Origin of the sequence: Neobacillus jeddahensis, from assembly GCF_000612625.1 — a bacterium.
Classification (GTDB): domain Bacteria; phylum Bacillota; class Bacilli; order Bacillales; family Cytobacillaceae; genus Neobacillus; species Neobacillus jeddahensis.
On record NZ_CCAS010000034.1, the window covers coordinates 1 to 23,790 of the forward strand.

At 44.7% G+C, this 23,790-nt stretch carries 27 protein-coding genes; 19 read left to right on the forward strand and 8 right to left on the reverse strand.

Going from position 1 to position 23,790, the window contains the following annotated elements:
- Positions 1-200: 200 nt before the first annotated feature.
- Positions 201-665, reverse strand: coding sequence for a Dps family protein (locus TY15_RS14640; protein WP_040207060.1), 465 nt, complete (start codon positions 663-665; stop codon positions 201-203).
- 366 nt (positions 666-1,031) lie between these two features.
- On the opposite strand from TY15_RS14640, the gene TY15_RS14645 reads away from it, so the two are divergent.
- Together TY15_RS14645 and TY15_RS14650 are read left to right on the forward strand one after the other, a co-directional pair.
- Positions 1,032-3,800, forward strand: coding sequence for a CHASE3 domain-containing protein (locus TY15_RS14645; protein WP_042374917.1), 2,769 nt, complete (start codon positions 1,032-1,034; stop codon positions 3,798-3,800).
- Positions 3,801-3,856: 56 nt separating this feature from the next.
- Entirely contained in the window at positions 3,857-4,681 is an 825-nt protein-coding gene (locus TY15_RS14650; RefSeq protein WP_040207227.1) for a CheR family methyltransferase, read from the forward strand.
- Positions 4,682-5,003: 322 nt separating this feature from the next.
- On the opposite strand, the gene TY15_RS14660 is transcribed toward TY15_RS14650, so the two are convergent.
- Positions 5,004-5,258, reverse strand: a complete 255-nt coding sequence (locus TY15_RS14660) for a GlsB/YeaQ/YmgE family stress response membrane protein (protein ID WP_040207062.1) — start codon at positions 5,256-5,258, stop codon at positions 5,004-5,006.
- 184 nt (positions 5,259-5,442) lie between these two features.
- Positions 5,443-5,787, reverse strand: coding sequence for an IDEAL domain-containing protein (locus tag TY15_RS14665; protein ID WP_040207064.1), 345 nt, complete (start codon positions 5,785-5,787; stop codon positions 5,443-5,445).
- 206 nt (positions 5,788-5,993) lie between these two features.
- Here TY15_RS14665 and TY15_RS14670 point away from each other — a divergent pair, with 206 nt between their 5' ends.
- The 7 genes from TY15_RS14670 (at position 5,994) to TY15_RS23700 (ending at position 12,238) form a co-directional block, all read left to right on the forward strand.
- Complete coding sequence (locus TY15_RS14670; RefSeq protein WP_040207066.1) at positions 5,994-6,317, forward strand: YflT domain-containing protein; 324 nt, start codon at positions 5,994-5,996, stop codon at positions 6,315-6,317.
- 72 nt (positions 6,318-6,389) lie between these two features.
- Entirely contained in the window at positions 6,390-6,572 is a 183-nt protein-coding gene (locus tag TY15_RS14675) for a hypothetical protein (protein WP_040207067.1), read from the forward strand.
- 276 nt (positions 6,573-6,848) lie between these two features.
- Entirely contained in the window at positions 6,849-7,082 is a 234-nt protein-coding gene (locus TY15_RS14680) for a DUF1146 family protein (RefSeq protein ID WP_040207069.1), read from the forward strand.
- Between the two features lie 236 nt (positions 7,083-7,318).
- On the forward strand, positions 7,319-8,122 hold the full coding sequence (locus TY15_RS14685; RefSeq protein WP_040207071.1) for a YwmB family TATA-box binding protein: 804 nt from the start codon (positions 7,319-7,321) through the stop codon (positions 8,120-8,122).
- Positions 8,123-8,154: 32 nt separating this feature from the next.
- Complete coding sequence (murA, locus tag TY15_RS14690) at positions 8,155-9,465, forward strand: UDP-N-acetylglucosamine 1-carboxyvinyltransferase (protein ID WP_040207074.1); 1,311 nt, start codon at positions 8,155-8,157, stop codon at positions 9,463-9,465.
- A 394-nt stretch (positions 9,466-9,859) separates the two neighbouring features.
- On the forward strand, positions 9,860-10,906 hold the full coding sequence (spoIID, locus tag TY15_RS14695) for a stage II sporulation protein D (RefSeq protein WP_040207075.1): 1,047 nt from the start codon (positions 9,860-9,862) through the stop codon (positions 10,904-10,906).
- 360 nt (positions 10,907-11,266) lie between these two features.
- Positions 11,267-12,238, forward strand: a complete 972-nt coding sequence (locus tag TY15_RS23700; protein WP_081799426.1) for a nuclease-related domain-containing protein — start codon at positions 11,267-11,269, stop codon at positions 12,236-12,238.
- 6 nt (positions 12,239-12,244) lie between these two features.
- Here the strand turns inward: TY15_RS23700 and TY15_RS14700 are convergent, their stop codons facing one another.
- Positions 12,245-12,658, reverse strand: a complete 414-nt coding sequence (locus TY15_RS14700) for a VanZ family protein (protein WP_040207077.1) — start codon at positions 12,656-12,658, stop codon at positions 12,245-12,247.
- Between the two features lie 143 nt (positions 12,659-12,801).
- On the opposite strand from TY15_RS14700, the gene TY15_RS14705 reads away from it, so the two are divergent.
- Both TY15_RS14705 and TY15_RS14710 read left to right on the forward strand, forming a co-directional pair.
- On the forward strand, positions 12,802-13,605 hold the full coding sequence (locus TY15_RS14705) for a stage II sporulation protein SpoIIQ (protein WP_040207078.1): 804 nt from the start codon (positions 12,802-12,804) through the stop codon (positions 13,603-13,605).
- A gap of 296 nt (positions 13,606-13,901) precedes the next feature.
- Positions 13,902-15,899, forward strand: a complete 1,998-nt coding sequence (locus TY15_RS14710; protein ID WP_040207080.1) for a penicillin-binding transpeptidase domain-containing protein — start codon at positions 13,902-13,904, stop codon at positions 15,897-15,899.
- A gap of 79 nt (positions 15,900-15,978) precedes the next feature.
- Here TY15_RS14710 and TY15_RS14715 read toward each other — a convergent pair whose 3' ends face one another.
- On the reverse strand, positions 15,979-16,299 hold the full coding sequence (locus TY15_RS14715) for an MGMT family protein (protein WP_040207081.1): 321 nt from the start codon (positions 16,297-16,299) through the stop codon (positions 15,979-15,981).
- 747 nt (positions 16,300-17,046) lie between these two features.
- Between TY15_RS14715 and spoIIID the strand changes: the two genes are divergently transcribed.
- From spoIIID to TY15_RS14740, 5 genes are all read left to right on the forward strand, one after another.
- Positions 17,047-17,319, forward strand: a complete 273-nt coding sequence (spoIIID, locus tag TY15_RS14720; protein ID WP_040207082.1) for a sporulation transcriptional regulator SpoIIID — start codon at positions 17,047-17,049, stop codon at positions 17,317-17,319.
- A gap of 372 nt (positions 17,320-17,691) precedes the next feature.
- Positions 17,692-18,693, forward strand: coding sequence for a rod shape-determining protein (gene mreB / locus TY15_RS14725; protein ID WP_040207083.1), 1,002 nt, complete (start codon positions 17,692-17,694; stop codon positions 18,691-18,693).
- Between the two features lie 337 nt (positions 18,694-19,030).
- On the forward strand, positions 19,031-19,345 hold the full coding sequence (locus TY15_RS14730; protein WP_040207085.1) for a DNA-directed RNA polymerase subunit beta: 315 nt from the start codon (positions 19,031-19,033) through the stop codon (positions 19,343-19,345).
- Positions 19,346-19,428: 83 nt separating this feature from the next.
- Positions 19,429-19,863, forward strand: a complete 435-nt coding sequence (fabZ, locus tag TY15_RS14735) for a 3-hydroxyacyl-ACP dehydratase FabZ (protein WP_040207086.1) — start codon at positions 19,429-19,431, stop codon at positions 19,861-19,863.
- A 151-nt stretch (positions 19,864-20,014) separates the two neighbouring features.
- Complete coding sequence (locus TY15_RS14740; RefSeq protein WP_040207087.1) at positions 20,015-20,320, forward strand: hypothetical protein; 306 nt, start codon at positions 20,015-20,017, stop codon at positions 20,318-20,320.
- A 42-nt stretch (positions 20,321-20,362) separates the two neighbouring features.
- On the opposite strand, the gene TY15_RS14745 is transcribed toward TY15_RS14740, so the two are convergent.
- Entirely contained in the window at positions 20,363-20,623 is a 261-nt protein-coding gene (locus TY15_RS14745) for a hypothetical protein (protein ID WP_040207088.1), read from the reverse strand.
- A gap of 180 nt (positions 20,624-20,803) precedes the next feature.
- On the reverse strand, positions 20,804-21,232 hold the full coding sequence (locus TY15_RS14750; protein WP_040207090.1) for a YwpF-like family protein: 429 nt from the start codon (positions 21,230-21,232) through the stop codon (positions 20,804-20,806).
- 338 nt (positions 21,233-21,570) lie between these two features.
- On the opposite strand from TY15_RS14750, the gene ssb reads away from it, so the two are divergent.
- Positions 21,571-21,942 (forward strand): single-stranded DNA-binding protein, encoded by a 372-nt coding sequence (gene ssb, locus TY15_RS14755; protein ID WP_040207092.1) that lies wholly within the window; start codon positions 21,571-21,573, stop codon positions 21,940-21,942.
- On the forward strand, positions 21,929-22,153 hold the full coding sequence (locus TY15_RS14760; protein WP_040207093.1) for a hypothetical protein: 225 nt from the start codon (positions 21,929-21,931) through the stop codon (positions 22,151-22,153). The genes ssb and TY15_RS14760 overlap by 14 nt, the downstream gene beginning before the upstream one ends.
- A 255-nt stretch (positions 22,154-22,408) precedes the next feature.
- Here the strand turns inward: TY15_RS14760 and TY15_RS23225 are convergent, their stop codons facing one another.
- Entirely contained in the window at positions 22,409-22,822 is a 414-nt protein-coding gene (locus tag TY15_RS23225; RefSeq protein WP_052353795.1) for a helix-turn-helix domain-containing protein, read from the reverse strand.
- 210 nt (positions 22,823-23,032) lie between these two features.
- Between TY15_RS23225 and TY15_RS14770 the strand changes: the two genes are divergently transcribed.
- A complete protein-coding gene (locus tag TY15_RS14770) occupies positions 23,033-23,485 on the forward strand; it encodes a hypothetical protein (RefSeq protein ID WP_040207095.1) in 453 nt (150 codons plus the stop codon).
- Positions 23,486-23,790 lie beyond the last annotated feature (305 nt).

Consider the following 23,790-nt stretch of genomic DNA (forward strand, 5'->3'; position numbering starts at 1 on the left):
TGGGAACTGTGGAGGGTTGATAGTGCCCGTGCGAATGGGAAAAAATGAGCCGGGGGCACTCTGACAGAACATCAGAGCCACTTCTATTAAAAATGGTAACTTAAGAGATGACTCCATATAAAAAAGAGTGCCGGCCCCTGTGCTGACACCCCATTCTACAAATTTTTGAACTAAAAACGGTGCGCTCTGAGAGAGCGATGTTACGTGGCTAAATAGGCCTCCAGCATCCATCTGTGCTTCTCAAACGAAGCACGAATCGCAATCAGCAGATCGGCCGTCGGTTGATCATCATGATCCTCGGCAACGGTGATTCCCTCCGTCAATTCTGTGCAAATCGTGTCAAAGTCACTGGCGAGCGTCTGCACCATTTCCTGAGCGGTTTCAGAGCCTGATGCCTCTGAAACCGACGCTAGCTGTAATTGATCTTTAAGTGTCGCCGTAGGTAAAGCCCGTAGCGCCAGCATCCTCTCGGCGATCGTGTCCAAATGCAATGTGGTCTCCGTATACAAGTCCTGGAACTTTACATGTAAGGTGAAGAAATTTTCCCCTTTTACATACCAATGATAATGGTGCAGCTTCATATAAAGCACCGAGAAGTTGGCGACCTGCTGATTAAGTGTCTCGGTTAAAATGGTTTCTGGATCTTTCGTTTTTGTTTTTGCCATCGTGCATCCCTCCAAATGTAATTGTGGTGATAGTATTTCTGTACCCGTCGCAGGAACGGTTCAAACCATCTTTTTTAGGACCTTCTGCAGGAGTACAAATAGAGCGGGCCTACGTCTACTTTTAAGAGGAAAGTCCATGTAAGAGTAGAGTAGCCCCGCAAATACCTTACTTTTCCAAGCAAATAAAAAAATCCCCAAAATAGGTTTCACCCCTGCAAAAAACGGGTAAAGCAATGGAGCGGAGATATGGTAAAAATGAACCAATTATGTCGAATTCCCAAATAAATGAGTGATAGCGGCATCCGTGATATGGTAGGATAAGGTATATTTCGACAGACGAATTATACCGAGGAGGAGAGCAGGACCATGAAAGGCTGGAATTTTAACATACATGCCAAAATCATTACAGGCTACTTAACCATCCTGATCTGCTTGGTGGTATCACTGTTCATCGTGATCAACCGGATGTCAGACCTGCAGCAGGAGGTCGATTTCGTAGCCGACCACGATATTGAAGTCCATGATCTGGCCAACCAGATTCAAAAAAATGTCCTCGATATGGAAACCGGGATGAGGGGGTACGTGATTACGGGTGATGAGGCGTACCTGGAGCCCTACAATAACGCAAGCCGCAGCTGGCTTGATAACTACAATAAGCTTCATTCCTTGTTAAACGATAACGGCAGCCAGCAGCGGAATCTCGAGGAAATCAAACCGCTGATCTTAAGCTGGGTCACCAATACCGGAGAATTTGTGATCAATCAAAAGCGATCCAATAACACAGCCTCCTTGAACGAGCACTTCGCCAACAACACCGGCAAAAAATTGACTGATCAGCTGCGAACTCAACTCGATTCATTCCTGGCGACCGAGAAGCAATTAACCACGGAACGGACGGAACAGCTCAACCAGAGCAATATGAATTTAAAAATAGCCCTTTATGCCCTGATCCTTTTTGTGACAGTGGCCACGGTAGCGACAGCCTTTTTCCTATCGAATTCAATTGTCAAAACGATCAAGCAGGTCGTCAGAACGATTAGGAATATTACCGAGTCCGAGGTCGACCTATCTACCAGAATCCATGTTAACACGCGCGATGAGACGCGCGAACTGGCCGAGGCGATGAACCACCTGCTCGGCAATCTCGAGAAACAGAGCTGGGTGCAAAAAAGCATGGCGGATATCTCGACGATGTACCAAGGAATAACGGACATTACCGAATTAGCACAAGACTTTCTGACCAAGCTGGCGCCCTTATTGCAGGCTAGCTATGGAATCGTCTATCTACGTAGAAGCGGAGGGGACGAGACCTGCTACGTCAAGGTCGCCGGCTATGCGATCGCGGATGAGGCGAAACCCGCGACCAGCTTCCGACTGGGTGAAGGATTAATTGGTCAAGCCGCCCTGGATCAACGTATTTTTCTGATTGATCGGCTGCCAGAGGAGCATATCAAGGTGACGTCGGGTCTCGGCGCGTCCTCACCGCGTAACCTCTTAATTGCACCGATTTTATTTGAGGGCAGAGTCGAAGCGGTCGTCGAATTCGCCGCGCTCCAACCGTTTGAATCGCAACACCTGACCTTACTGGACCAGCTTCAAGACAAATTTGGTTCAGCGATTTCGAGTGTGAACGGAAGGATGGAAGTAGAACGATTGCTGGGTGAATCCCAGATCCTGACCGAAGAACTACAGGCCCAATCGGAAGAGCTTCAAGCACAATCCGAGGAATTGCAAATGCAGCAAGAACAGCTGCGGATCACCAATGGCTATTTGGAGGAGCAGAACCATTTTGCCGAACAGCGTGCCATCGAGTTAAAACGTGCGAAGGATGAGCTCGAGGACTATTCGCTTAAGCTGAAAATGAGCTCGCAATATAAAACCGATTTCCTCGCCAACATGTCGCATGAGCTGCGGACGCCGTTAAACAGTATCTTGATTTTATCGCAAATGTTGATGGAAAATACCGCGGAAATGGACGAGGCCGAAGTCGAAGAATACGCCCGCGTGGTCTACACAGCTGGTGGCGACTTGCTGCGACTCATTGATGATATTCTCGATTTATCGAAAATCGAAGCGGGGAAAATTGAAATTGTAACCGATGAAGTGAACGTTACCGAGCTGCCACAGCTGCTCCGGAATATCTTCACACCGGTTGCTGCGAAAAAGAAGCTGGCCTTTGAGGTGGCGACAGCCCCTGTTGTCCCAGCGGTGATTTCGACAGACGGTCAACGACTCCAGCAAATTTTAAAAAATCTATTATCGAATGCCTTTAAATTTACGGAACAGGGCTCCGTTATGGTCACGATTGACCTGGCGGCACCGGAAAAAGCCGAGGAGCTGCTTGGCCGTCAAATAGAAGAACCGGTTTTGGCAATTGCCATCACCGATACAGGCATCGGCATTCCACTCGAAAAACAGCAAATCATTTTCGATGCCTTCCAGCAGGTGGATGGGACGACAAACCGGCAATATGGCGGGACCGGGCTTGGACTCTCGATTTGTCGTGAATTTACTAAACTGCTTGGCGGGGTATTGGTCGTCCAAAGTGAGCCGAAAAAGGGAAGCACATTTACCCTGTATATCCCGAGCCGATTAGAGCCTGAAAGCTATCATGTTTTCGAGGATACGGGCCACGACGAAGTAGCCGTCACCGTGATCGATGAAATTGAGGACGATGTGGGGGACGATGAAGAGCTAGCCTCAATCATGGATGTGCCGAGTGCGGAAGGTACAGATGAACAGCTTTTTTATGGAAAAAAAGTCCTGCTAGTCGAGGATGATAGCCGGAATGTATTCGCGCTTGTCACGGCGCTTGAGCGCAAGGGCATCGATGTTCAGGTCGCAGAAAATGGAAAGCGGGCAATTGAGATGCTTCAAAGCCAAGGCGACTTTGATTTGATTTTCATGGACATCATGATGCCAGTAATGGGCGGCTATGAGGCGATGAAGATTATTCGCCACGAGCTCCAACTGGAAAGCCTGCCAATCATCGCGCTAACGGCCAAGGCGATGAAGGGGGAGCGCGACAAATGTATGGAAGCCGGCGCCTCCGATTACATTATGAAGCCGTTAAATATGAATCAGCTCTTTTCGTTAATGCGAGTATGGCTGACAGAGCAGGTGAAGCCACATTGAACCACCAGAACACGATCCAACTACAGCAAGAAGCGGAGCGATTCCCTGAACCAGAGGTGATCGCCCCGACCGAGCTACAGGAAATAGAAATCAGTTTATTGATTGAAGGTCTCTATCAGATGTATGGCTATGACTTTCGTGGTTATGTTAAGGCGTCGTTGAGTAGACGAATCCTGAATCGAATGAAGGCCGAGCGCTTGCCAACCGTGACGGCGCTTTTGGAAAAAGTTCTTCACGAACAGGGCTATTTGGAGCGGTTGTTGAATGACCTGTCGATTCGAATGACGGAAATGTACCGAGATCCTAGCTTCTTTGCCGCTTTTCGCGAGCGGGTCGTGCCGCTGCTTCGGGATTTACCCGAGATTCGCATTTGGCATGCTGGGTGCGCAACTGGTGAGGAGGTCTATTCGATGGCCATCCTGATGCTCGAGGAGGGATTGGCCGATAAGACGAGGATTTATGCGACCGATATGAATGAGAAGGCGTTGGCAGCAGCTCAGACAAGCGCCTTTCCACTTAAGAAAATGCAGCAATATACGAAAAATTATTTGAAGGCCGGTGGGAAGAAGGCTTTTTCCGAGTACTATACGACCGACCATCAATATGCCTATTTTTCACCGCATCTTGAGGAGAACCTTATTTTTGCCCAGCATAATTTGGTAACGGACGGCTCGTTCAATGAATTTCATGTGATTCTCTGCCGCAATGTGTTGATTTATTTCGATAATGATCTGCAGCAGAAGGTGCACCTACTATTTCACAATAGCCTGGCTGAGGGAGGATTTATGGGCCTCGGTAACAAAGAGTCACTGTTATTTACGCCGAAGGGGATGAAGTACGAGGAATTTATCTCCCATGAACGAATCTACCGAAAAGTCTAGCAGCCTGCCCCTGTTGAACGGGGCGGGTATTTTTTATGACTTTATGGCTGGTGAAAAACGAGTCCTCGACACCACCCTCTTCTCTCCAATAGGTTTTATTTTTTAAAAAAAGGGTACTAGAAAAATAAAAAGCTGTGGGGAGACTGTCATGATGAAAATAAAACGCTTGGAAATCCTCTTTGTCCTCGTCATCATCTCTTTTTGCTATGAACTCATCTTTACCAACCTGCCACCTAAAGGCTAGACCACACCATAAAAAAAGCAGTGGGATCTCAACAAGACGTTGAGATCCACTGCTTTGCTTCATTGATCTAGATACTGATTATGCGGTGCGCTTCATCCCGCGTAGAATCAAGCTTACGATAAAGACAACGACAATCGCTCCGATAAGGGCGGGGATGAGGTAAAAGCCGCCGATAACCGGCCCCCAGCCGCCTAACAGGAGCGACCCTAGCCATGCCCCGATAAAGCCGGCAATAATATTTCCAAGGATGCCACCTGGCACGTCACGTCCTAAAATAAGTCCAGCGCCCCAGCCAATCACGCCTCCAATAATTAATGACCAAATAAATCCCATAATGATTCTCTCCCTTCAAAGTATCAATGATGTTGGTGTTTATGTACCCGCCATCGGAGCGGATAAACCTCTTGGTGGAAAAATCGCAACGCTTTGTTGAAAAAAAAGCCGAGATCCGCCCTTGTGACCCATTCGCAGTTAAACCTCTTGGTGAAAAAATTGCAGCGTCCTTATTGAAGAAAATTTAACGTCGTTCCGGTTCTGCCTCCCCCTGCGCGAGCGGAGGGGGGTTCACTCCTTTTGTTAAAAAATGCTGACACAAGCGTAATTCGAACGTTAACTTGTGAAAGCGTTCTTCGTCCCGTTCGTCCAGACAGCGATCAATTTCTCGTTTTAATAAGCTTACCTTCGAAATCATCTCCGCCTGGCGCTTTTGATCCATAGACAGCTGCTTGTTTTTCTTTTGCGGATATTGGCAGCGATAATCGCTCGATTTGGTCAAGCGGACCCCACATTTACACAATGTCACGCCTACATCCAACACAGTAAATTCGGCATTCCCACAATATTTACAAATTAGTTTCTTCATATAAATACCTCCAATAAAGATCGGGCAGTCCCATTTGCTGACAATGTAATGGAAGTTTACCTACTCTATGAGCGCCTTTGCCATCTTATATACCCGCGATTCCGTTTCAATAACCTACTAGTTTTTGAGAAAAAAAGGTTTTATTTTTCAGAGGAGCGGTTATATACGGAATAGAACGACACGAAATCCTAAAGGAGGAATGAAACATGGAAAACGTAAAAATTGTTGAAAACAGTGTTCAAGCAAGACAGGAAATTGACCAGTTCATCCGACAGGGGTTCACGAAGGATGAAATCTATTTATTAACGCACGACCAAGACCGCACCAATGATTTAACCGACCATCTCGATATAAATGATGTGGGCGTCCCAGAACAAGGCGTCTTCGAATCACTTGCCAATGTATTTCGGACAAGGGGAGATGAACTCCGCTCGAAGTTCGAAACACTGGGGTTCTCAACGGAGGAAGCCGAGCGATTTGAGCTCGAGCTCGACCAGGGCAAAGTCGTCGTTGTCGCCAAGTCAGCCTAATGGACTAAGAGAGGGAACAAAGACAGTGCGAGTTCCCTCTCGATTTTTAAAAAAATAAAGGAGCTGAAGGAAATGAAGATATCGAATTTAAGTTTTGAACAATTAGTAGGCGGACATAAACGGGCACGTCATAAAGCGGGCCGTCAGGAGGACAGCTTGGGGCAATATTTTGAGACGCCGATTATCCATCGGGAAATCCAAGGGGATCGGATTTATGTACCGCTCAATTTACAAAGGGTTTGGAATGAGATTTGAGATGGATGACGAATATGGCTAACTGGTTAGCTGCCTAAACACGGTCTTATCGTTGGGATACCGTGTTTAGGCAGCTAATTTATGTAAAGAGATAGCAAACACCAGGCTCTTCTTTTTGAATTTTCCAAATATAACCTCTAGACGAAACTTTTAAGATTTTAATACGTCAATATGGTAGAATATTCTTTGGGTTTAAAAATTGGCGAGCCCCTAAGGGAAGTTGCACTTATGTCTGATAGGAATACTTTCCTATTGGCTAAAAAGGAGGACAGACAGATGGAGGACTTTGGGCAAATAGCATTGTTAAGCATCCTATCACATTTGTTTTTTATTGCGATAGCCTGGTGGGCATTGCAAGCGATTCGCGTAGATAAGCTGCTGCGGCCGAACCATGTATTCCAGGCACGATTACTTTACATATTATTAGCCATTTTCATCGGATCATCTGTTAGTAATTTTTTCCTTGATTATTTGCAATGGGCCCAACAACTGCCATTCATGTTTCAATAAATGGTAATTTGAACTATTTATTTGCAAATTGGTAAAAATTTAGGTCTTCGTACATGTTCCCATTTAGCAAAATTCCGAGTACAATCTTCTTTATGTGGAAAACTAAGGTTGTCCCAAAGTTAGTACTTGTATAAGATATTATTTTTTCACTCTGGAATTTGTCAAAAAGTGACGAGATTTCCCAAGTATCGCTCGCTTGCTACCTGTCCATAATGGTAGTAAGGGGGAGTAGAGAGATGAAAAGAAAATTAACGCTTTTTTTATACATGATTTCCATCGTAAGTATGATTTTGGTTGTTATGGGGAACCGCACTACTGACCAACCGATTCAATCTCTTTTTCAGGAGGTTGTTCATGCAACAGAGAACGCGCCGAAAGGGTCCGATGATTTAGCAAAAATAGGCACTACGTTACAAGCCGAACATATTTTGCTCAGTGATTGGTCATTTTATGCACGCGAGCAAGTGAATGGATTAAAAAGTGAACAAGAGCTTCAAGCGTTTGCGAAGCAGCTTCAGAAACAGTTTTCCGATTGGGAATGGTCTGTGACGAACACAAGCCAGAAATGGGAAGTGACAGCAGTATCTCCAACATCTAAAAACCACCAAGAAAAGCTTCAACTAATGGCTACCCACACAAAACAACCTGTGAATGCGTATATAGTATATAGTGTCAGTGGAAAAGAGTGGAATCAGTCACAAGAAGCTTTTTTCACTAGTGATCAGTTTAAATCTAGGCTATCCGACATATTTCGAGGAAAACCTACATTTTTCTCTTGTATGAAGGGCGTGGTCAGTGATAAGATTGATACGGCTTTACCTACAACAGTAAGAAATTTACTGTCTGTTTTTAATGCAAAAGAGATCGAAGCGTTAAAAGAGGAGACATTCATGTCTGTTTCGGCATCATCGCCGATGTTTACAGGCTCCATAGATAATCAAAAAGATAGCATGAATTTGCAAATTGGCATACGCTCCGAAGGATTGGGCGGGAAGACTACCGTTGTAGTTGGAACCCCTCTCATCACGATTGAATATTAATATAGAGAAAATGGACGCGGAGGGGAATACTCTTGGAAAAGATCATCGTCCGCGGCGGACAAAGGCTATATGGAACGGTAAAAGTTGAAGGTGCAAAGAATGCCGTTCTGCCAGTTCTCGCTGCAACATTATTAGCAAGTGACGGAAAAAGTGTGTTACGTGATGTACCTACACTCTCCGATGTATACACAATTAATGAAGTTTTACGCAATCTAAATGCTGAAGTGGTATTTGAAAATAATACAGTTGTTGTCGATGCATCCAGAGAGTTAAAAGATGAAGCACCATTCGAGTATGTTCGAAAAATGAGGGCGTCTGTTCTTGTAATGGGCTCTTTATTGGCACGTAATGGCCGGGCACGCGTGGCATTGCCAGGCGGTTGTGCGATCGGATCTCGTCCTATCGACCAGCATCTTAAAGGCTTTGAAGCAATGGGTGCAAAGGTGAAGGTAGGGAATGGCTTCATTGAAGCAGAAGTGGATGGCCGCTTAAAGGGAGCTAAGATTTATTTGGATTTCCCAAGCGTAGGGGCAACAGAAAATATTATGATGGCGGCGTCTCTTGCACAGGGTACGACGATCATTGAAAATGTTGCCAAAGAACCAGAAATTGTTGATTTGGCCAATTTCTTAAATAAAATGGGCGCTCGCGTAAAGGGTGCAGGTACAGGCACTTTACGGATTGAAGGCGTGGATGTATTATTTGGCGCAGATCATGCGATTATTCCTGACCGTATTGAAGCAGGTACATTTATGGTGGCTGCTGCGATTACGGGCGGAGATGTAGTAGTAAAGGGCGCAGTTCCGGAACATCTTTCATCTTTGATTGCAAAAATGGAAGAAATGGGCGTCGAGATTTTTGAAGAAGAGGATGGCGTTCGTGTCATCGGTCCGGATCGCTTGAAGGCAGTCGACATCAAGACGATGCCACATCCTGGTTTCCCAACGGATATGCAATCGCAAATGATGGCATTGTTGCTTCGTGCGGATGGAACGTCGATGATTACGGAAACGGTGTTCGAAAATCGTTTCATGCATGTGGAGGAATTCCGCCGCATGAATGCCGATATTAAGATTGAAGGCCGCTCGGTTATTTTAAATGGCCCTTCGAATTTGCAAGGGGCTGAGGTTTCGGCAACGGATCTTCGGGCAGCGGCAGCGTTGATTTTGACTGGTTTGGTTTCTGAAGGTGTGACACGCGTGACGGAGTTGAAACATTTAGACCGCGGTTATGTCGACTTCCATGGCAAGTTAGCAGGTTTAGGTGCTGATATTGAACGCATCAAGGAAGCAGACGAAATCTTCGTTGAAACAACGAAATATGTTTCAGATATGAATGCCTAATAAAGGCAAATAGGAATCCTGGAGAGTGCAAGGTGGTCTAATATCGGACCATGCATCCTTCGGGATTTTTTGCGTTTTGGGGATGGTTTGTGGTGCGGTGAAGTGCGGTGTCAGGCATTGTTTGTCCTCTAGGCATGATGGTAACCTAGGAAAGGGTGTCAGGCACCAATTGTAATCTATGTATGATGGTAACTAGGGAAAGGGTGTCAGGCACCATTTATCCTCTATGTATAGTGCTTACCGTTTCAATCAATGTTTGCTATCCTCTCTTAAATATCCGAGGAAAACCTTCCAAAAAATCTGTAATAAATGCTTGTCCGCCTCCATATGATGAATTGAGACGCATCCCGGCAGGACTGTGCCGGTTGTGAATTTGCAAACTGGAGGCACTCACATGAAAAAAATCAAACCCCTCATCGTACTAGCATCACTCCTCATTGCCTTGACCCTAATTATCCCAGCTGTCTTGGTGTTACCCTTTTCGGGCGAGCACCATGCCAGTGGAAAACTAGGGGAAGTATTAAAGAAATCTCCATCGAAGGAAACAAGCGGAACTGTTTCAGTGGATTCTACATCCGGAGTTGACGTAGCCGTGTACCGCTCCTCTAAGAAGGTAGTCGAAGATGTCCCGTTAGAGGAATACCTCGTCGGCGTTGTGGCAGCAGAGATGCCAGCTGATTTTGAAGAAGAAGCCCTGAAGGCACAGGCATTAGCAGCGCGAACCTATATCGTCAATCGTTTAATGAGCAAGGATACACTGGGCGTGCCAAAAGGAGTTCAGGCCCAGGTCACTGACACGCAGGTTCACCAAGTGTACATGAATGATGCAGAAATGCAGCAAGAGTGGGGCAATGATTATAGCTGGAAAAAGAAAAAGGTGCTCGAGGCTGTTCAATCAACGGGTGGAAAAATTTTGACCTATGATGGAAAGCCAATTGATGCCCTATTCTTCTCGACAGGCAACGGCTACACGGAGAACTCCGAGGACTACTGGAGTGGAACGTTTCCTTATTTACGAAGTGTAGAAAGTCCATGGGATAAAAAGTCACCGAAGTTTAAGAGTCAAAAGGTGATGACTGTGAAGGATTTTGAAACGAAGCTCGGCGTGAAGATTGGCTCAGCATCGACGATTGGAAAAATTGTCGAGCGCACAGCAGGGAAACGGGTTGGAAAAGTCGATTTTAGTGGCAAGGTTCTGACGGGACCGGATATCCGCGAGAAGCTTGACCTGAGATCGTCCGACTTCGCCTGGGAACGCAAGGGTGACAATATTCTTATTACGACGAAAGGATTTGGCCATGGTGTTGGCATGAGTCAATACGGCGCGAATGGGATGGCGGAGGAAGGCAAGGATTATGCGGAGATCGTGAAGCACTATTATCAAGGTGTCGAGATTACTTCAGCGGAGCCTATGATGGCATCGCTGACGGCACAGAAATGATGTTGAGTTGAGCCAGGCCTTGTGCCTGGCTTTTGGGTTTTAGTGGAAGTGGTTGATAAATGGGGTGATGTGGTTGATAAAAAGGAAAAAGTGGTTGATAAATCAAAAAATCGGTCGATAAACGAGGAAAAGTGGTTGATAAATCTCGAGAGTACGTGAATAGGTTCTTGATTGAGATGGAAATCGTGCGATAAATAAGGGATTTTTATGAAAAATGGTATTTGAATAGAAATTGGGCAGCGATCAAGGCAAAAAATAGAAGAAAATTCACAAAACAGACAAAATCCCTCACCTCAAAATGGCAGGAATCTACCTATGAAACGAGAAATTAGATAAAAAAACGAAAGGATTGATGAAAACTTGTTTGCGAAACCACCAGCCCCCTCGATCAAAATCCAAAAATACATGGCACTCGAACCGCGCTTCCCGACCCATCACCCCAACTGGCCCATCTTCCAAGCCGACTACAAAAACTGGCTCGCCGGATATAAAGGAGAAAAATCACTCGAATTCCACCTCAGCATGCTTCCCGACGAAGACTACCACATTTTTCACAATATTCGCCTCCCATGGGGGAAATACTTTTTCCAAATCGATTACCTCCTCTTATGCAAAACCTTTGCCCTCATCCTAGAAGTCAAAAATCGCAGTGGAGAATACCGATTTGAAAAACACCTCAACCAAACCACACTAAGCACAAATGGACGCATCAGCAATCCCGTCCTCCAAGCAAGACTCCAGGCCCTCAAACTAAAAAAATGGCTCAAGAAACATCACTATCCGGAAATCCCGATCGATCACCTCTTCGTCAATAGTAACCAAAAGGCGACCATCCGCATCGGCCATAGGAACGAACAAATCCTTCGGTATATCTGTCACAGCGAGGGCCTCCTCGAAAAAATCAGCCAAATACAAGCCATCCACAAACAGGAAAAACTTGACTCGAAAGAATTACGCAAACTAAAACGCCTAATCCTATCGAGTCATACACCAGAAATCTTTGATATCCTGGCCCACTACCAGCTAACATCACAAGACCTCCTCACCGGCGTGGCCTGTCCCGTGTGCGGCACTCTCCCGATGACCTATTCCCATGGGAGCTGGAGTTGCTCCATGTGCAGCCACAGGTCGAGGACGGCGCACAAGTCAGCGATCCAAGATTATTTCTTGCTAATCAAGCCGACCATCACCAATGCGGAGCTGCGCCAATTTTTACAGGTGGATTCAGCGCGGAGCGCCAATCGCATCCTAAGTGGGCTCAACCTCGCTACCACCGGCCCAAATAAAACTAGAATCTATTTTTTGCAAAAGAAAAACCACTGCCAACCATAGCAGTGGTTAATCCCGAACACGCCCAAGCAACCGTCCCAGACGCGTAAAACGCCCATGAAACAGTGCACCTCTCACAAAATAAAAACAAACCGAGATTCCCGTGAAATCCTTCACGAGATCAAACCAGGACGCCGAACGGTACGCATAAAACGATTGGTGGATCTCATCACTGACGCCATAAAGCCCCGCCAACACAGCACAAGCCACATTCAAAGCCGGCGTAAACGAACCGCGCCGCGTCAAAAACGCCAGCACCAGCAACAGATACAAAATCGCAAACTCAATCAAATGCAGCGATTCCTTCATATTATGATCAAATGTCGAATTCGGCAGCTCGACAAACTGATTCGAAGGCAAACTCGACTGAATAAACACCACCGCCATATACAAAAACGGCAGCACTCGCCATACCCATTTCATAAAAAAATCCTCCATTAAAAAAATAATTTCCTCTAACATGCATAAAAAACCAGACACTGTCGAAAAATAAGTTTTAAAAAAAATTTTTGACTAGTGTATATAATTCTACTTATCTGTTCAGAATGATTGCTGAGGTGATGAAAATGAGAGAGGAAGAAAACAAACGATCTTCTCAAAGTTCCAGCATAAAACGCTTTTTCAAAAAGCGTTGGGTATTTCCAGCCATCTATATCGCAAGTGCAGCAATCATTTTAACCGGAGTTCTTTGGTACCAAGCAAGCAGCAGTGACACAGATAAATATGACTACAAGTCCACTGACATCGCCGGGAAAAACGACACACCAGCAGTAGAAGTCAACAAACCATTAGAGAACTTCAAAATGCCGGTGAAGAGTGCCGATGACGCCGTTGTAAAAACCAAATTCTATGACTTCCAGGGCAAAGCAGAAGACCAGGAAGCCGCATTAGTATTTTACAACAATCGCTATGAACCAAACCAAGGAATTGACATCACGACCAAGAAAGACGAAAGCTTTGATGTGACAGCATCATTAAGCGGAACCGTCACTCGTGTCGAAGAAGATGCCACCCTCGGTAATGTCATAGAAATTGAACACGACAAAGGTATTGTAACACAATATCAATCCGTTAAAGACATAAAGGTCAAGGTTGGCGAAGAAGTAAAACAAAATCAAGTGATTGCCAAGGCTGGGCAAAGCTTGTTTAATGAAAAAGCTGGAACACACGTACATTTTGAAATCCGCAAAGACGGCGTAGCCGTAAACCCAACAGAATACTTTGAAAAATCGTTGGACGCACTTTCGGAGGTTAACAAAGAATCGTCAGACATGCCAGAAATGAAGCAAGAACAACAAAAAATCGATGATCCTGCTTCCGACAGCACAGACGACGAATCAACAAACACAAATAAAAACGCAAACTCATAATAAACAATCCAAAGGGGAAGGGGAATACTTTCCTCTTTTTTTTTTGCATAAAAAAAGCCGGCACAATGGCCGGTATAATCAAAAGGGGGTTTGAATAAGTGTGAATACCCCTATCATAAACCCTCATTATGAACAAAATATGAATAAAACATGAAAGATCCTAACTTTTTTTCAGGAAAAAGGAACTCCTTCTTTGCCATTGGACCCAAAATGAAATGCGCCTGAACAGTTTTTTTACATTAAAACAGCTTGTAAGCGCATATATGTTAAAATGGTAATTAAAGGAGGGACATGCTTTGAAAAAAATAGTAGGATTAGTGTGCCTGCTCGTCATTATTGCGCTCGCAGGCTGTAGCAAAGAACCCACGCCGCAGGATCGATTTGCAGACTACATAGCATTATGGAACAATCAAAAATTTGCTAAGATGTATGATTACCTTTCAAATGATGCAAAAGAAACGATCTCCAAGAAAGACTTTACTAGTCGTTATCAAAAAATTTACGATGACCTACAGATTTCAGACCTCAAGATTAACTTCAAGAAACCAAAAGATGACAAACAGGGCGACGAGGAACAAGCCCAGTACTCTTTTACTGCAAAAATGAATAGCATTGCAGGACCAATTGAATTTACCCATAAAGCAACATTGCAACAGGAAGAACGAGACAAAAAGAAGAACTGGTATGTCGACTGGAGCTCCGAGTATATTTTTCCAGAATTGAAGGAAGGCGATACCATAGGGATCAGTACTGTGGCGCCAACGCGCGGAGAGATTCTGGACCGCGACGGGAACGGGCTGGCCGTCAATGGCCAAGTCTATGAAGTCGGTGTCGTTGCCGGAGATATAGATCAATCAGTGTTGGAACCACTTGCTTCGCTGCTGAAGATGACGCCTGAGCAAATCAATAAAGCACTTGGCGCGAGCTGGGTGAAGCCAGGCCTGTTTGTGCCGCTAAAGAAGGTGTCGATGGACGACCAGGAGCGGATTGCCCAGTTGATTGCGCTCGAACCCGTCCAGACGCGCAAGGTCGGGGCGCGGATTTATCCGTATGGTCCAGCAGCGGCGCAGTTGGTCGGTTATGTCGGATCGATTACCGCAGATGAGCTGGAGAAGCGGAAGGACAAGGGCTACACCAGCCAGGATGTGATTGGGAAACGCGGCCTTGAACAGGTGCTGGATGAGCAGCTGAAAGGCGAAACGGGCGTTACAATTGTGATTAAGAAAAAGAACAAGGCGTCCGGGGATGTGACCCTCGCTGAAAAACCAGTGGTCAACGGTAAGAATATCACGCTGACGATCGATGCTGATGTGCAGTCGGGGATCTTTGCAGAGTTTGGTGGCGAAGCCGGGACGGCGGCAGCATTGAATCCGACCACCGGTGAGACGCTAGCACTCGTCAGTAGTCCATCATTTGACCCGAATCTGGCCACGCTTGGCTTCTCAGCGGATGAATGGAAAGCGCTCCAAGACGATCCACTTAAACCGTTGACAACGCGGTTTAAACAGGGCTATGCACCGGGATCAGTCATGAAACCGCTGACGGCGGCGGTCGGGCTCACGACCGGGAAGATTTCGCCTGATGAGGCGGTGCCGATTATCGGGAAGCAGTGGCAAAAGGATAAATCATGGGGCGGCTACTTTGTGACACGGGTACACGCGGGAACGGATCCCGTGAATCTCGAAAAGGCGTTTGTGTTCTCGGATAATATTTATTTTGCCCAAGCGGCTTTGAAAATTGGCAAGGATCCGTTTGTCGACGGGCTGAAGAAATTTGGTTTTGACGAAGAGCTGGATTATCCGTTTCCGCTTGAGAAGTCGGTAACGGGGACGCTTGCCAATGATATTGCGCTCGCCGATTCTGGCTACGGGCAAGGGGAGATTCAGATGAGTATTGTGCATCTGATGTCCACCTATACACCATTTGTGAATGGTGGCAATATGATTAAGCCGATATTGCTAGCGGATGAGAAGCAAAGCCAGGTGTGGAAGGAAGCAGTGGTCTCGTCGGAGCATGCGGCGTTGATTGCCGCGGACTTACGAAAGGTCGTTGGTGATGCAAGTGGAACGGCCCATGCCGCGGAGATAGCTGATTATCCGTTAGCGGGTAAGACGGGAACGGCAGAGATCAAGCAGAAGCAAGGGGAAACCGGGACGGAAAATGGCTGGTTCATCGCCTACAACCCCGACTCGCCAAACCTGATGGTCGCGATGATGATCGAAAACGTCCAAGGCCGGGGCGGCTCCTCTGTCCCTGTCAAACTAGTCAAAAACATCTTCATCAAAAATAAATAAACATATGGGTGTCAGGCACCATTAGGACTATGAAGGTAGTGCTTTTGGTGTCAGGCACCTTTTTATTTGGGTTTCACGATTAGTGTTCCATGCAAGCTGGTTCCCACAAATATTTCTCTAAGTCAATCCCTCCATGCAAGCCCACCATTACCCCTTCAGCCTCTAGCGACATCCGTTGCTCTTGGTAGGATTCGTCATCTCGAAGAGCAATTTGCCCCTTAGCATTGATGACACGGTGCCATGGAAGGTGATAGCTCCGGCTCATTGAATGGAGGATGCGAACAACCTGCCGAGCCGCACGCGGGCTTCCTGCATGTCTAGCAACCTGGCCATACGTCATCACCTTGCCAGTAGGGATCCTTTGAATAATCGCAATGACCTTTTCCGTAAATGGCGTCATAATCTTCGTTCCTTTCAATCAAATGCATAGACTCATCATCTTTCGACTCTGATGACGAAATGGAATCATCATCAGGAACATATAAACATTATATAATAGTTTGCAAAAGGACAAACCGATAATCATCCAGAATAAAATCACCACAGGGAAAACCAGGCTCAAAGTAGAGTAGAATTCATCTCATCACAACCTCTACTACGCAAAAATGAGGCAATATTCCACTGTAAAATAATATTTTGCAAAAAAAATCTATCGACAAATTTCTCGGGAAATAAGGGTGCAATTGAAATATTTCCACTGTAATCCCTTGCTAGATAAGGATTTTAGCTATTGTCGAAAAGAGCGAAATTGTCCAATTTTTAAAAAACTTATTCGTCGTCCTGTCCTGATTGTGGATTTTGTGCATAAACCCGTATCCAAGCTAATAAAATGGTTACAAACCTTTACAAAGAGAGTGTTTGAGGTGAAGAGTCGTTTGAAGTTAGCGGGTATTCAGTCGGAGACATGATTATTCATCGTATTGTCAGAAGGTAACAACTTTCTGCCGTATGGATCACGCACCCTTATTGTGTTGTCCACCTGGAGTGGACAGTGTCTATATTCGGTGCCTGTCACCAAAAGTGTGTCACCAAAAGTGTCACTAAAGTAACACAACTGTGGTGGAATCCATGCGGAAGCAGAATTCGTCGAAGTGATAAGCGGGTCTCATTTCACACTACTCACATCCATATTAGGGAGGGCGAGAGTGTGCACGATTACATCAAAGAGAGAACTATCAAGATTGGAAAGTATATCGTGGAGACGAGGAAAACGGTTCGCGTGATTGCGAAGGAGTTTGGCGTATCCAAAAGTACAGTCCATAAGGATTTAACAGAGAGATTACCTGAAATTAATCCAGATCTGGCAAATGAGGTTAAGGAAATTCTAGATTATCATAAATCGATCCGTCACCTTAGAGGTGGAGAGGCAACAAAAATGAAATACCAAAAAGAAGAAAAGGAAGGGGAGGCTGTCAAATAAGGTGGATCCACCAATGCTGGCGGACACTCATCCCAAACAGCCTAAGCCAACGGGCATCCCGAGAGTGGGACTCGGCCTAAACAGCTTCCAAAAAGTCGAGTCAACCAAACAGCGAATAAAGTTCCAATGACCTAGTAAAACAGATCTAGGATCATCTTGAAAACGGAACAGAAGGGAAAAATGACCACAATTTCCAGTATGAAAATAGGTAAAAAACCAAAGGCATTCACTGAAAAACCTCCGAATCCGACATATTTCCACAAAAGTCTACGTATTTACATTAAAATGTTATGGAAATTTTAATGAATATGGTAAAATAGTCAATTAGGAAAAGTATGTGGATTTTTGTTTCCAAGGAGGAAAGAAAAGAGAATGTTTGCAAGGGATATTGGGATTGACTTAGGAACGGCTAACGTGCTCATTCACGTAAAAGGCCGTGGAATTGTATTGAATGAACCTTCCGTCGTGGCAATTGATAAAAACTCAAATCGTGTATTAGCTGTTGGTGAAGAAGCTCGCCGCATGGTCGGAAGGACACCAGGTAACATTGTTGCAATCCGTCCACTAAAAGATGGCGTTATTGCCGACTTCGATGTGACAGAAGCAATGTTAAAGCATTTTATTAATAAGTTAAACGTAAAGGGCTTCCTCTCGAAGCCACGCATTTTGATCTGCTGCCCAACGAATATCACAAGCGTAGAGCAAAAGGCAATCAAAGAAGCGGCTGAAAAAAGCGGTGGCAAAAAGATTTATTTGGAAGAAGAACCAAAGGTTGCTGCAATCGGCGCCGGAATGGACATCTTCCAACCAAGCGGTAACATGGTAGTAGATATCGGGGGAGGAACGACGGATGTTGCAGTGCTTTCAATGGGCGATATCGTGACTTCTTCCTCCATCAAAATGGCCGGTGACAAGTTTGACATGGAAATCCTCAATTACATCAAGCGCGAGTACAAGCTCTTGATTGGGGAGCGCACGGCTGAAAATATTAAAATCAACATCGGGACTGTTTTCCCAGGTTCTCGTTCAGAGGAAATGGAGATTCGCGGTCGTGACATGGTGAGCGGCTTACCGCGCACGATTACCGTTCGTTCCGAAGAAATCGAAGGCGCATTAAGAGAGTCAGTGGCAGTCATCGTTCAAGCGGCGAAAAGTGTTCTTGAGCGCACACCACCAGAACTTTCTGCTGATATCATCGATCGTGGCGTCATTCTAACAGGTGGCGGAGCTTTACTGCACGGGATCGATATGCTCCTTGCTGATGAGCTTAAGGTACCAGTATTGGTAGCAGAAAATCCAATGGATTGCGTCGCAATTGGTACAGGAATCATGCTTGATAACATTGACCGCATTCCGAGTCGTAAGTTTGGCTGATTTTAAACATGATAGTTGTAAGACCTCTTACGATACAAAAAGTCTAATGAAACGGGCCGGACAAGCCTTGATCATTAGGCTTTTTTTTTCAAAAAAAGAAAACATTGTTTAGTCAGAATGGCCATCCCTTTTTGAAAGGATCAACAAAATCCGCGCAATTTTTACAAGGTTTGACTATTTCCTGTAAAAAAATAATGTCTATTTCGGAATATTTTTTTATAATAGAGATAATGAACAGGAGACGAATCAAATTTTTATAAAATAAATCGGGTATAATAGGTACTAACTCACTGAAATCTGTGTATTCGAACGGATTTTGGTTAAAGGGGAATATGAAATGTCTGTAAATAATCACCAACAAGCAAGTACGAGAGAAGAATATAAAAAAGCAAAGCACGAAACAGAGCTAAAGACCAAGACCAAAAAGACGGTGCAAGAGGGAGAGGCCGCTGCCGCACCACAAGCCCATAAACGAGTTCGAATTCGGATGATTCCGATTTGGCTGCGGTTTGTTATTTTGTTTGTCTTGATCGTTGTTAGTGTCGTCGTTGGTGCAGTGGTTGGCTACGGGGTGATTGGCGGCGGGGACGTAGCAGACGTATTTAAGGAATCAACTTGGTCACATATACGAGATTTAGTCGATAAGAAATAACCGGGAAGGGTGCGATTGCCCTTCCCTTTTGTATAGGGTAGAATAGAAGTAAATATCTGTTATTAGTAGGAGGTACTAAAAATATGCTTGATATCGAACAAATCAAAGAAATCATCCCGCACCGTTACCCATTTTTATTAGTAGACCGCATTTTAGAGGTTGAGGAAGGAAAGAGTGCCGTTGGGATCAAAAATGTGTCAGCCAACGAAGAATTTTTCAATGGCCATTTTCCTGATTATCCCGTCATGCCGGGCGTCCTGATCGTGGAGGCACTAGCCCAGGTCGGCGCTGTTGCGATGTTGAAAAAAGAAGAAAACCGTGGCCGCTTAGCCTTTTTTGCCGGAATTGATGGCTGCCGCTTTAAGAAACAAGTCAAACCAGGTGATCAGCTTCGCCTCGAAGTAGAAATTGTGCGCCTGCGTGGGCCGATTGGAAAGGGCAAAGCCGTCGCGACCGTTGATGGGGAAGTCGCCTGCGAAGCAGAAATTACCTTTGCACTAGGCGAGAAAAAAGAATAATTTGTAACCGACCGGGGAGATATTCCGGTCGGTTTTTTTATTAGCCATGGTTGGAAAAAAATACTTGTTAACATTTTTTTACCTGTGGGAAGCCTAAAAACAGGCCATGGATAAATGAGGTCAATTCTTTAAGTTGAAAGGGGCTTTTTGCATGAAGAAAAAGTTATTTTTATTACTCGCGGGTTCCATCCTCTCTGGCGTGTTGCTTGTTGGCTGTAACAACGATGATGATGACCAAAACCCGCCGCCGCCAACCAATAACAATATTAATACACCAGTCGATCCGGACGTAACAGATGATGAGAATGATGTCATCGACAACGACAACCACTATCCAGAAAGAGAAGACAAAAATACGGATACAGACAAAGATCCATCAAAGGACAACAACACACCTCGAGAAGATATCATCGAGGATGACATCGACGTAAACGACAGAGACAACAAAGACGAATAAGCGTCGAAGCAAAAAAGGGACAGGCAACTGTCCCTTTCTCTATCAGGAGAATCCATTACTCATCAAAAACACAGCAACGATCAACAAGAAAATGAGGATAATATACAGCAAAATTGACACGATCGTGACAATCCAGCCCAGGACCTTACGCCCCGTTTTAATCAAATAGATCCCGACAGCGATGGGGCCAAAAATAAACCCTAAAATCGCCCAAAGCCAGCGGCTCTTATTATGTTTAGGAGCATCAATAAATAAAAAGATAGCAAGAATAATTCCAATAATAAAGCCAAATGAACCTTCCATACAGCACCTCCCCTTCCCTTAATTATCGCTAGGAAAGACGAAAAAATCAACAAAAAATGGAAAAAATCAGTCATCTCAAATTCCTTAAAAGAAAAACCAGCCACCATGGCTGGTTGTAATATCAAAATAGTATAAAGACCGTGAACCGCTTTCTGCCCACGCATTCCTTCCTCAGATACCTTATGGCTTCACCTTAATCCTCGGCTTACTTTGCATTTTTTCCTTGAATTCCTTCAGCAGCTCAGGGCCTTCCAACCCTTTTTGCATGAGACTATCGAGCAAGAGCTCGGAGTAGTCACTTTTATTGCGACGTAAATGCCCTTCAAACAGGACACTAATATGCTTTTCAAATTTGAGCAGCGAGCTAATTTTCGTTTGAAAATAGGCCGGAGCATTCTCTTTCTTCGTGATCACCGCCTCGACAATAATGTCACGGTTTTGCTCGGAAATTTTTTTAAAATAATCATAGAGGGACAGGTCAGTATATGCCTCAAGCAGCCAAGTGGACCGTTCGTCTTCTTTGTTCAGAATCAAGCCATCCACGAGTGGAACTTCAACGGAATTTACATCATCCACGACATCCAATGAGTATAACTTAAATGATTTCATCGTAACCTCCTGTTTATTTTTTGCCGTTTCTGTGCGCATTAAGGGAGACTAAGCCGCTTTTCAATCGCCTAAGTTTCCCTAGATTTTCGATAAGCGGGCGCCTTACGCTGTTCTTTCCTAAATTATAACATAGGTTGGGCAGAAGCAAATGTCGAAAAATATTAGGGACATCTACTTTAAGGGGAGAATCTAGGGGAAATTAAAATAATTCTGACAAAAATCCACAAGGAAAAGCAATTTTTTGACAAAAACCACCCAATTAATGGTCTTTTCTCGATTTTACAGGGATTTTCCAAGGGTCTATGATAAAACCATCAACCAATAAAGGAGATGAAAACATGATCAATCAGGTTACACTTGTTGGGCGATTAACCCGGGATCCGGAATTGAAAAAGACGCCAGAGGGAACGGCGGTGACAAACATAACGCTGGCCGTTAATCGTCAATATCGCAATCATAATGGCGATATTGACGCCGATTTCGTCCAATGCACATTGTGGCGAAAAGATGCCGAATATACATGTCGGTATTGCCGAAAGGGGGACGTGGTCGGTATCACTGGCAGGCTGCAAACCCGCCATTATGAGAAAGAGGGGCGCCGAGTTTATGTTACAGAGGTTGTCGCGGAATCGATCCGCTTTCTAAGTGGGAAGTCCCACGATAGTATGCCGCAGCATAAGAGGGAGGAAGCGGCAATTGAGATTTCATGAGGATGATTTCAACAACCTAGAGCAGCTGCTCGAAAGTTTAATTAAAATGGTGGGCAAGGCAAATAAGAATGTTGACAGCCTGCAAAAACGCGTCAGCCAGTTGGAATGGCTTATACGGGAGCAACAACTAGAAATGAAGGGACAAGTCCCTGACCCCATCTTCTCCAGACATCCACACGAACCTTCCGCAGCATTTCGATTACATCCTTGAAGGACCTACCATAGACAACTCAATTAGTATCGTAAGGCAAGTTGTTGTTGAAAAATTTCCCCCGCAACTGGATCCGTTGCCAGAGAAAATCAATCCAGACTTCGCCCGTTCCCCACTTTTCCCGGCAGAGATAGCCGGTTTTTTTTATTTCCATGTATAAAAACCTCGGGGTGGGGCAAACTTATAGAAAAACCCCCCTGTTTTTTTGAATAGAAGCCGCTGACTATTTGTTGTCAGCGGCTTCTTTGATGTGGGTTACATTTTGTCTTTATGTTTGTTATTTACTTTAATGAACGTGATAATCGTGTCCGCATAAAACCTTCGTCGTTTGGGTGGCATGAGGTGTAGGTCGACAAGCGCTTTTTGGAGTTCCGGTTCTTGCTGTAAGAGCTTTAAGATCATGCCGATCGCAGGATCCTCAAGTTTTTCCTTTAATATGTAGCCCGTTGCCCCCGTAGTTGGGAACTGTTGCTCAAGCTCGCCAACTAAATAGTCTTTGTCTATCTTAAATATTTCTGCTAATTGTATGACTGTTTGATAGGAAGGAATCGCTTTTCCGGTTTCATAGCGACTAAGTGTCGAGCGGTGCATTTTCATCATCTTCGCAAGCGTATCCTGTGACCAGTTCTGCTTTTCACGCAATTCCTTTATTTTTTCTGATAAGGACATTCATTTCACCACCGTAAAACAATTCATACCTTTAACTTACTGGTTTCCCGGTGGTGGAGTTTGAAATGTGTGCGTTATGCACGGGGTTGATGGTGAAAATACTGCACAAACAATGAAAAGATGGTACATTGTGTGAATTCGGTTGTGTGAAAAATGGAAATTATTGTAGAATAATAATGTCGGAATATGTAAAATTTGGAGGTTATCTTGGTGGGAAAAAATACTTCAATCGTCTTGATTGGAAAAAGAATGGGTAGTCAAGAATTCCAATTTAAAAGCAAGCCAAGTTTTGCTGATGCAGTCCAGCTCTCACTGAAATCACGTAACCAGTATAAGAATGCCTCCTATCAATCCTTTCCGCTAACGGAGGATACAAAAATTATTTTCTACTATCGGGATATCACCATTCAACTTACCCTCGATCAATTATCATGGGTGAGAATTGATAGTGAGACCCCCTTAACGGAAGAGGAGGTTATCGACGTGTCAGCCAATTTTGTTCTCAAAGAAGGCAGCAAGATCACCTACCTCACGATGCCGCCAAGCCGTAAGAAAAGTTACAAAAAGGAAAACAAACCTGATTCATCATTCGTGGCGAAGGCAAACAAGCACAACGACAAGGGTCAAACAAGTGCCCATCATCAAGCGGGCAAAAACAAATAAAACCCAGCAAAGAATCATTCACAACCAACCAAACCACAAAAAAGACTCCCCCACGGAGCCTTTTTTACATTCCCCTGCTTAGCTATGAGAATGCTATGTGTCCTTCCGAGGTGGACATTGTCCATAAGTGGTGCCTGACACCACAACTGACAACACAATTGACACCAAAATTCTGCTATTTATCCAAAACCTGCCACTGTTATGGCACAGAATTGACACTTTTTCTTGAAATAAGACAAATTGTGATACACATTTAATGTTTTTGTAACATAACTGGCATATTGATTTGTTATAAATAGAGTACT

Coding starts and splice junctions, on each gene's coding strand:
- TY15_RS14640 (WP_040207060.1), bottom strand. CDS start 665: ATGGCAAAAACAAAAACGAAAGATCCAGAAACCATTTTAACCGAGACA.
- TY15_RS14645 (WP_042374917.1), top strand. CDS start 1,032: ATGAAAGGCTGGAATTTTAACATACATGCCAAAATCATTACAGGCTAC.
- TY15_RS14660 (WP_040207062.1), bottom strand. CDS start 5,258: ATGGGATTTATTTGGTCATTAATTATTGGAGGCGTGATTGGCTGGGGC.
- TY15_RS14665 (WP_040207064.1), bottom strand. CDS start 5,787: ATGAAGAAACTAATTTGTAAATATTGTGGGAATGCCGAATTTACTGTG.
- TY15_RS14670 (WP_040207066.1), top strand. CDS start 5,994: ATGGAAAACGTAAAAATTGTTGAAAACAGTGTTCAAGCAAGACAGGAA.
- TY15_RS14675 (WP_040207067.1), top strand. CDS start 6,390: ATGAAGATATCGAATTTAAGTTTTGAACAATTAGTAGGCGGACATAAA.
- TY15_RS14680 (WP_040207069.1), top strand. CDS start 6,849: ATGGAGGACTTTGGGCAAATAGCATTGTTAAGCATCCTATCACATTTG.
- TY15_RS14685 (WP_040207071.1), top strand. CDS start 7,319: ATGAAAAGAAAATTAACGCTTTTTTTATACATGATTTCCATCGTAAGT.
- spoIID (WP_040207075.1), top strand. CDS start 9,860: ATGAAAAAAATCAAACCCCTCATCGTACTAGCATCACTCCTCATTGCC.
- TY15_RS14700 (WP_040207077.1), bottom strand. CDS start 12,658: ATGAAATGGGTATGGCGAGTGCTGCCGTTTTTGTATATGGCGGTGGTG.
- TY15_RS14705 (WP_040207078.1), top strand. CDS start 12,802: ATGAGAGAGGAAGAAAACAAACGATCTTCTCAAAGTTCCAGCATAAAA.
- TY15_RS14715 (WP_040207081.1), bottom strand. CDS start 16,299: ATGACGCCATTTACGGAAAAGGTCATTGCGATTATTCAAAGGATCCCT.
- mreB (WP_040207083.1), top strand. CDS start 17,692: ATGTTTGCAAGGGATATTGGGATTGACTTAGGAACGGCTAACGTGCTC.
- TY15_RS14730 (WP_040207085.1), top strand. CDS start 19,031: ATGTCTGTAAATAATCACCAACAAGCAAGTACGAGAGAAGAATATAAA.
- fabZ (WP_040207086.1), top strand. CDS start 19,429: ATGCTTGATATCGAACAAATCAAAGAAATCATCCCGCACCGTTACCCA.
- TY15_RS14740 (WP_040207087.1), top strand. CDS start 20,015: ATGAAGAAAAAGTTATTTTTATTACTCGCGGGTTCCATCCTCTCTGGC.
- TY15_RS14745 (WP_040207088.1), bottom strand. CDS start 20,623: ATGGAAGGTTCATTTGGCTTTATTATTGGAATTATTCTTGCTATCTTT.
- TY15_RS14750 (WP_040207090.1), bottom strand. CDS start 21,232: ATGAAATCATTTAAGTTATACTCATTGGATGTCGTGGATGATGTAAAT.
- ssb (WP_040207092.1), top strand. CDS start 21,571: ATGATCAATCAGGTTACACTTGTTGGGCGATTAACCCGGGATCCGGAA.
- TY15_RS23225 (WP_052353795.1), bottom strand. CDS start 22,822: ATGTCCTTATCAGAAAAAATAAAGGAATTGCGTGAAAAGCAGAACTGG.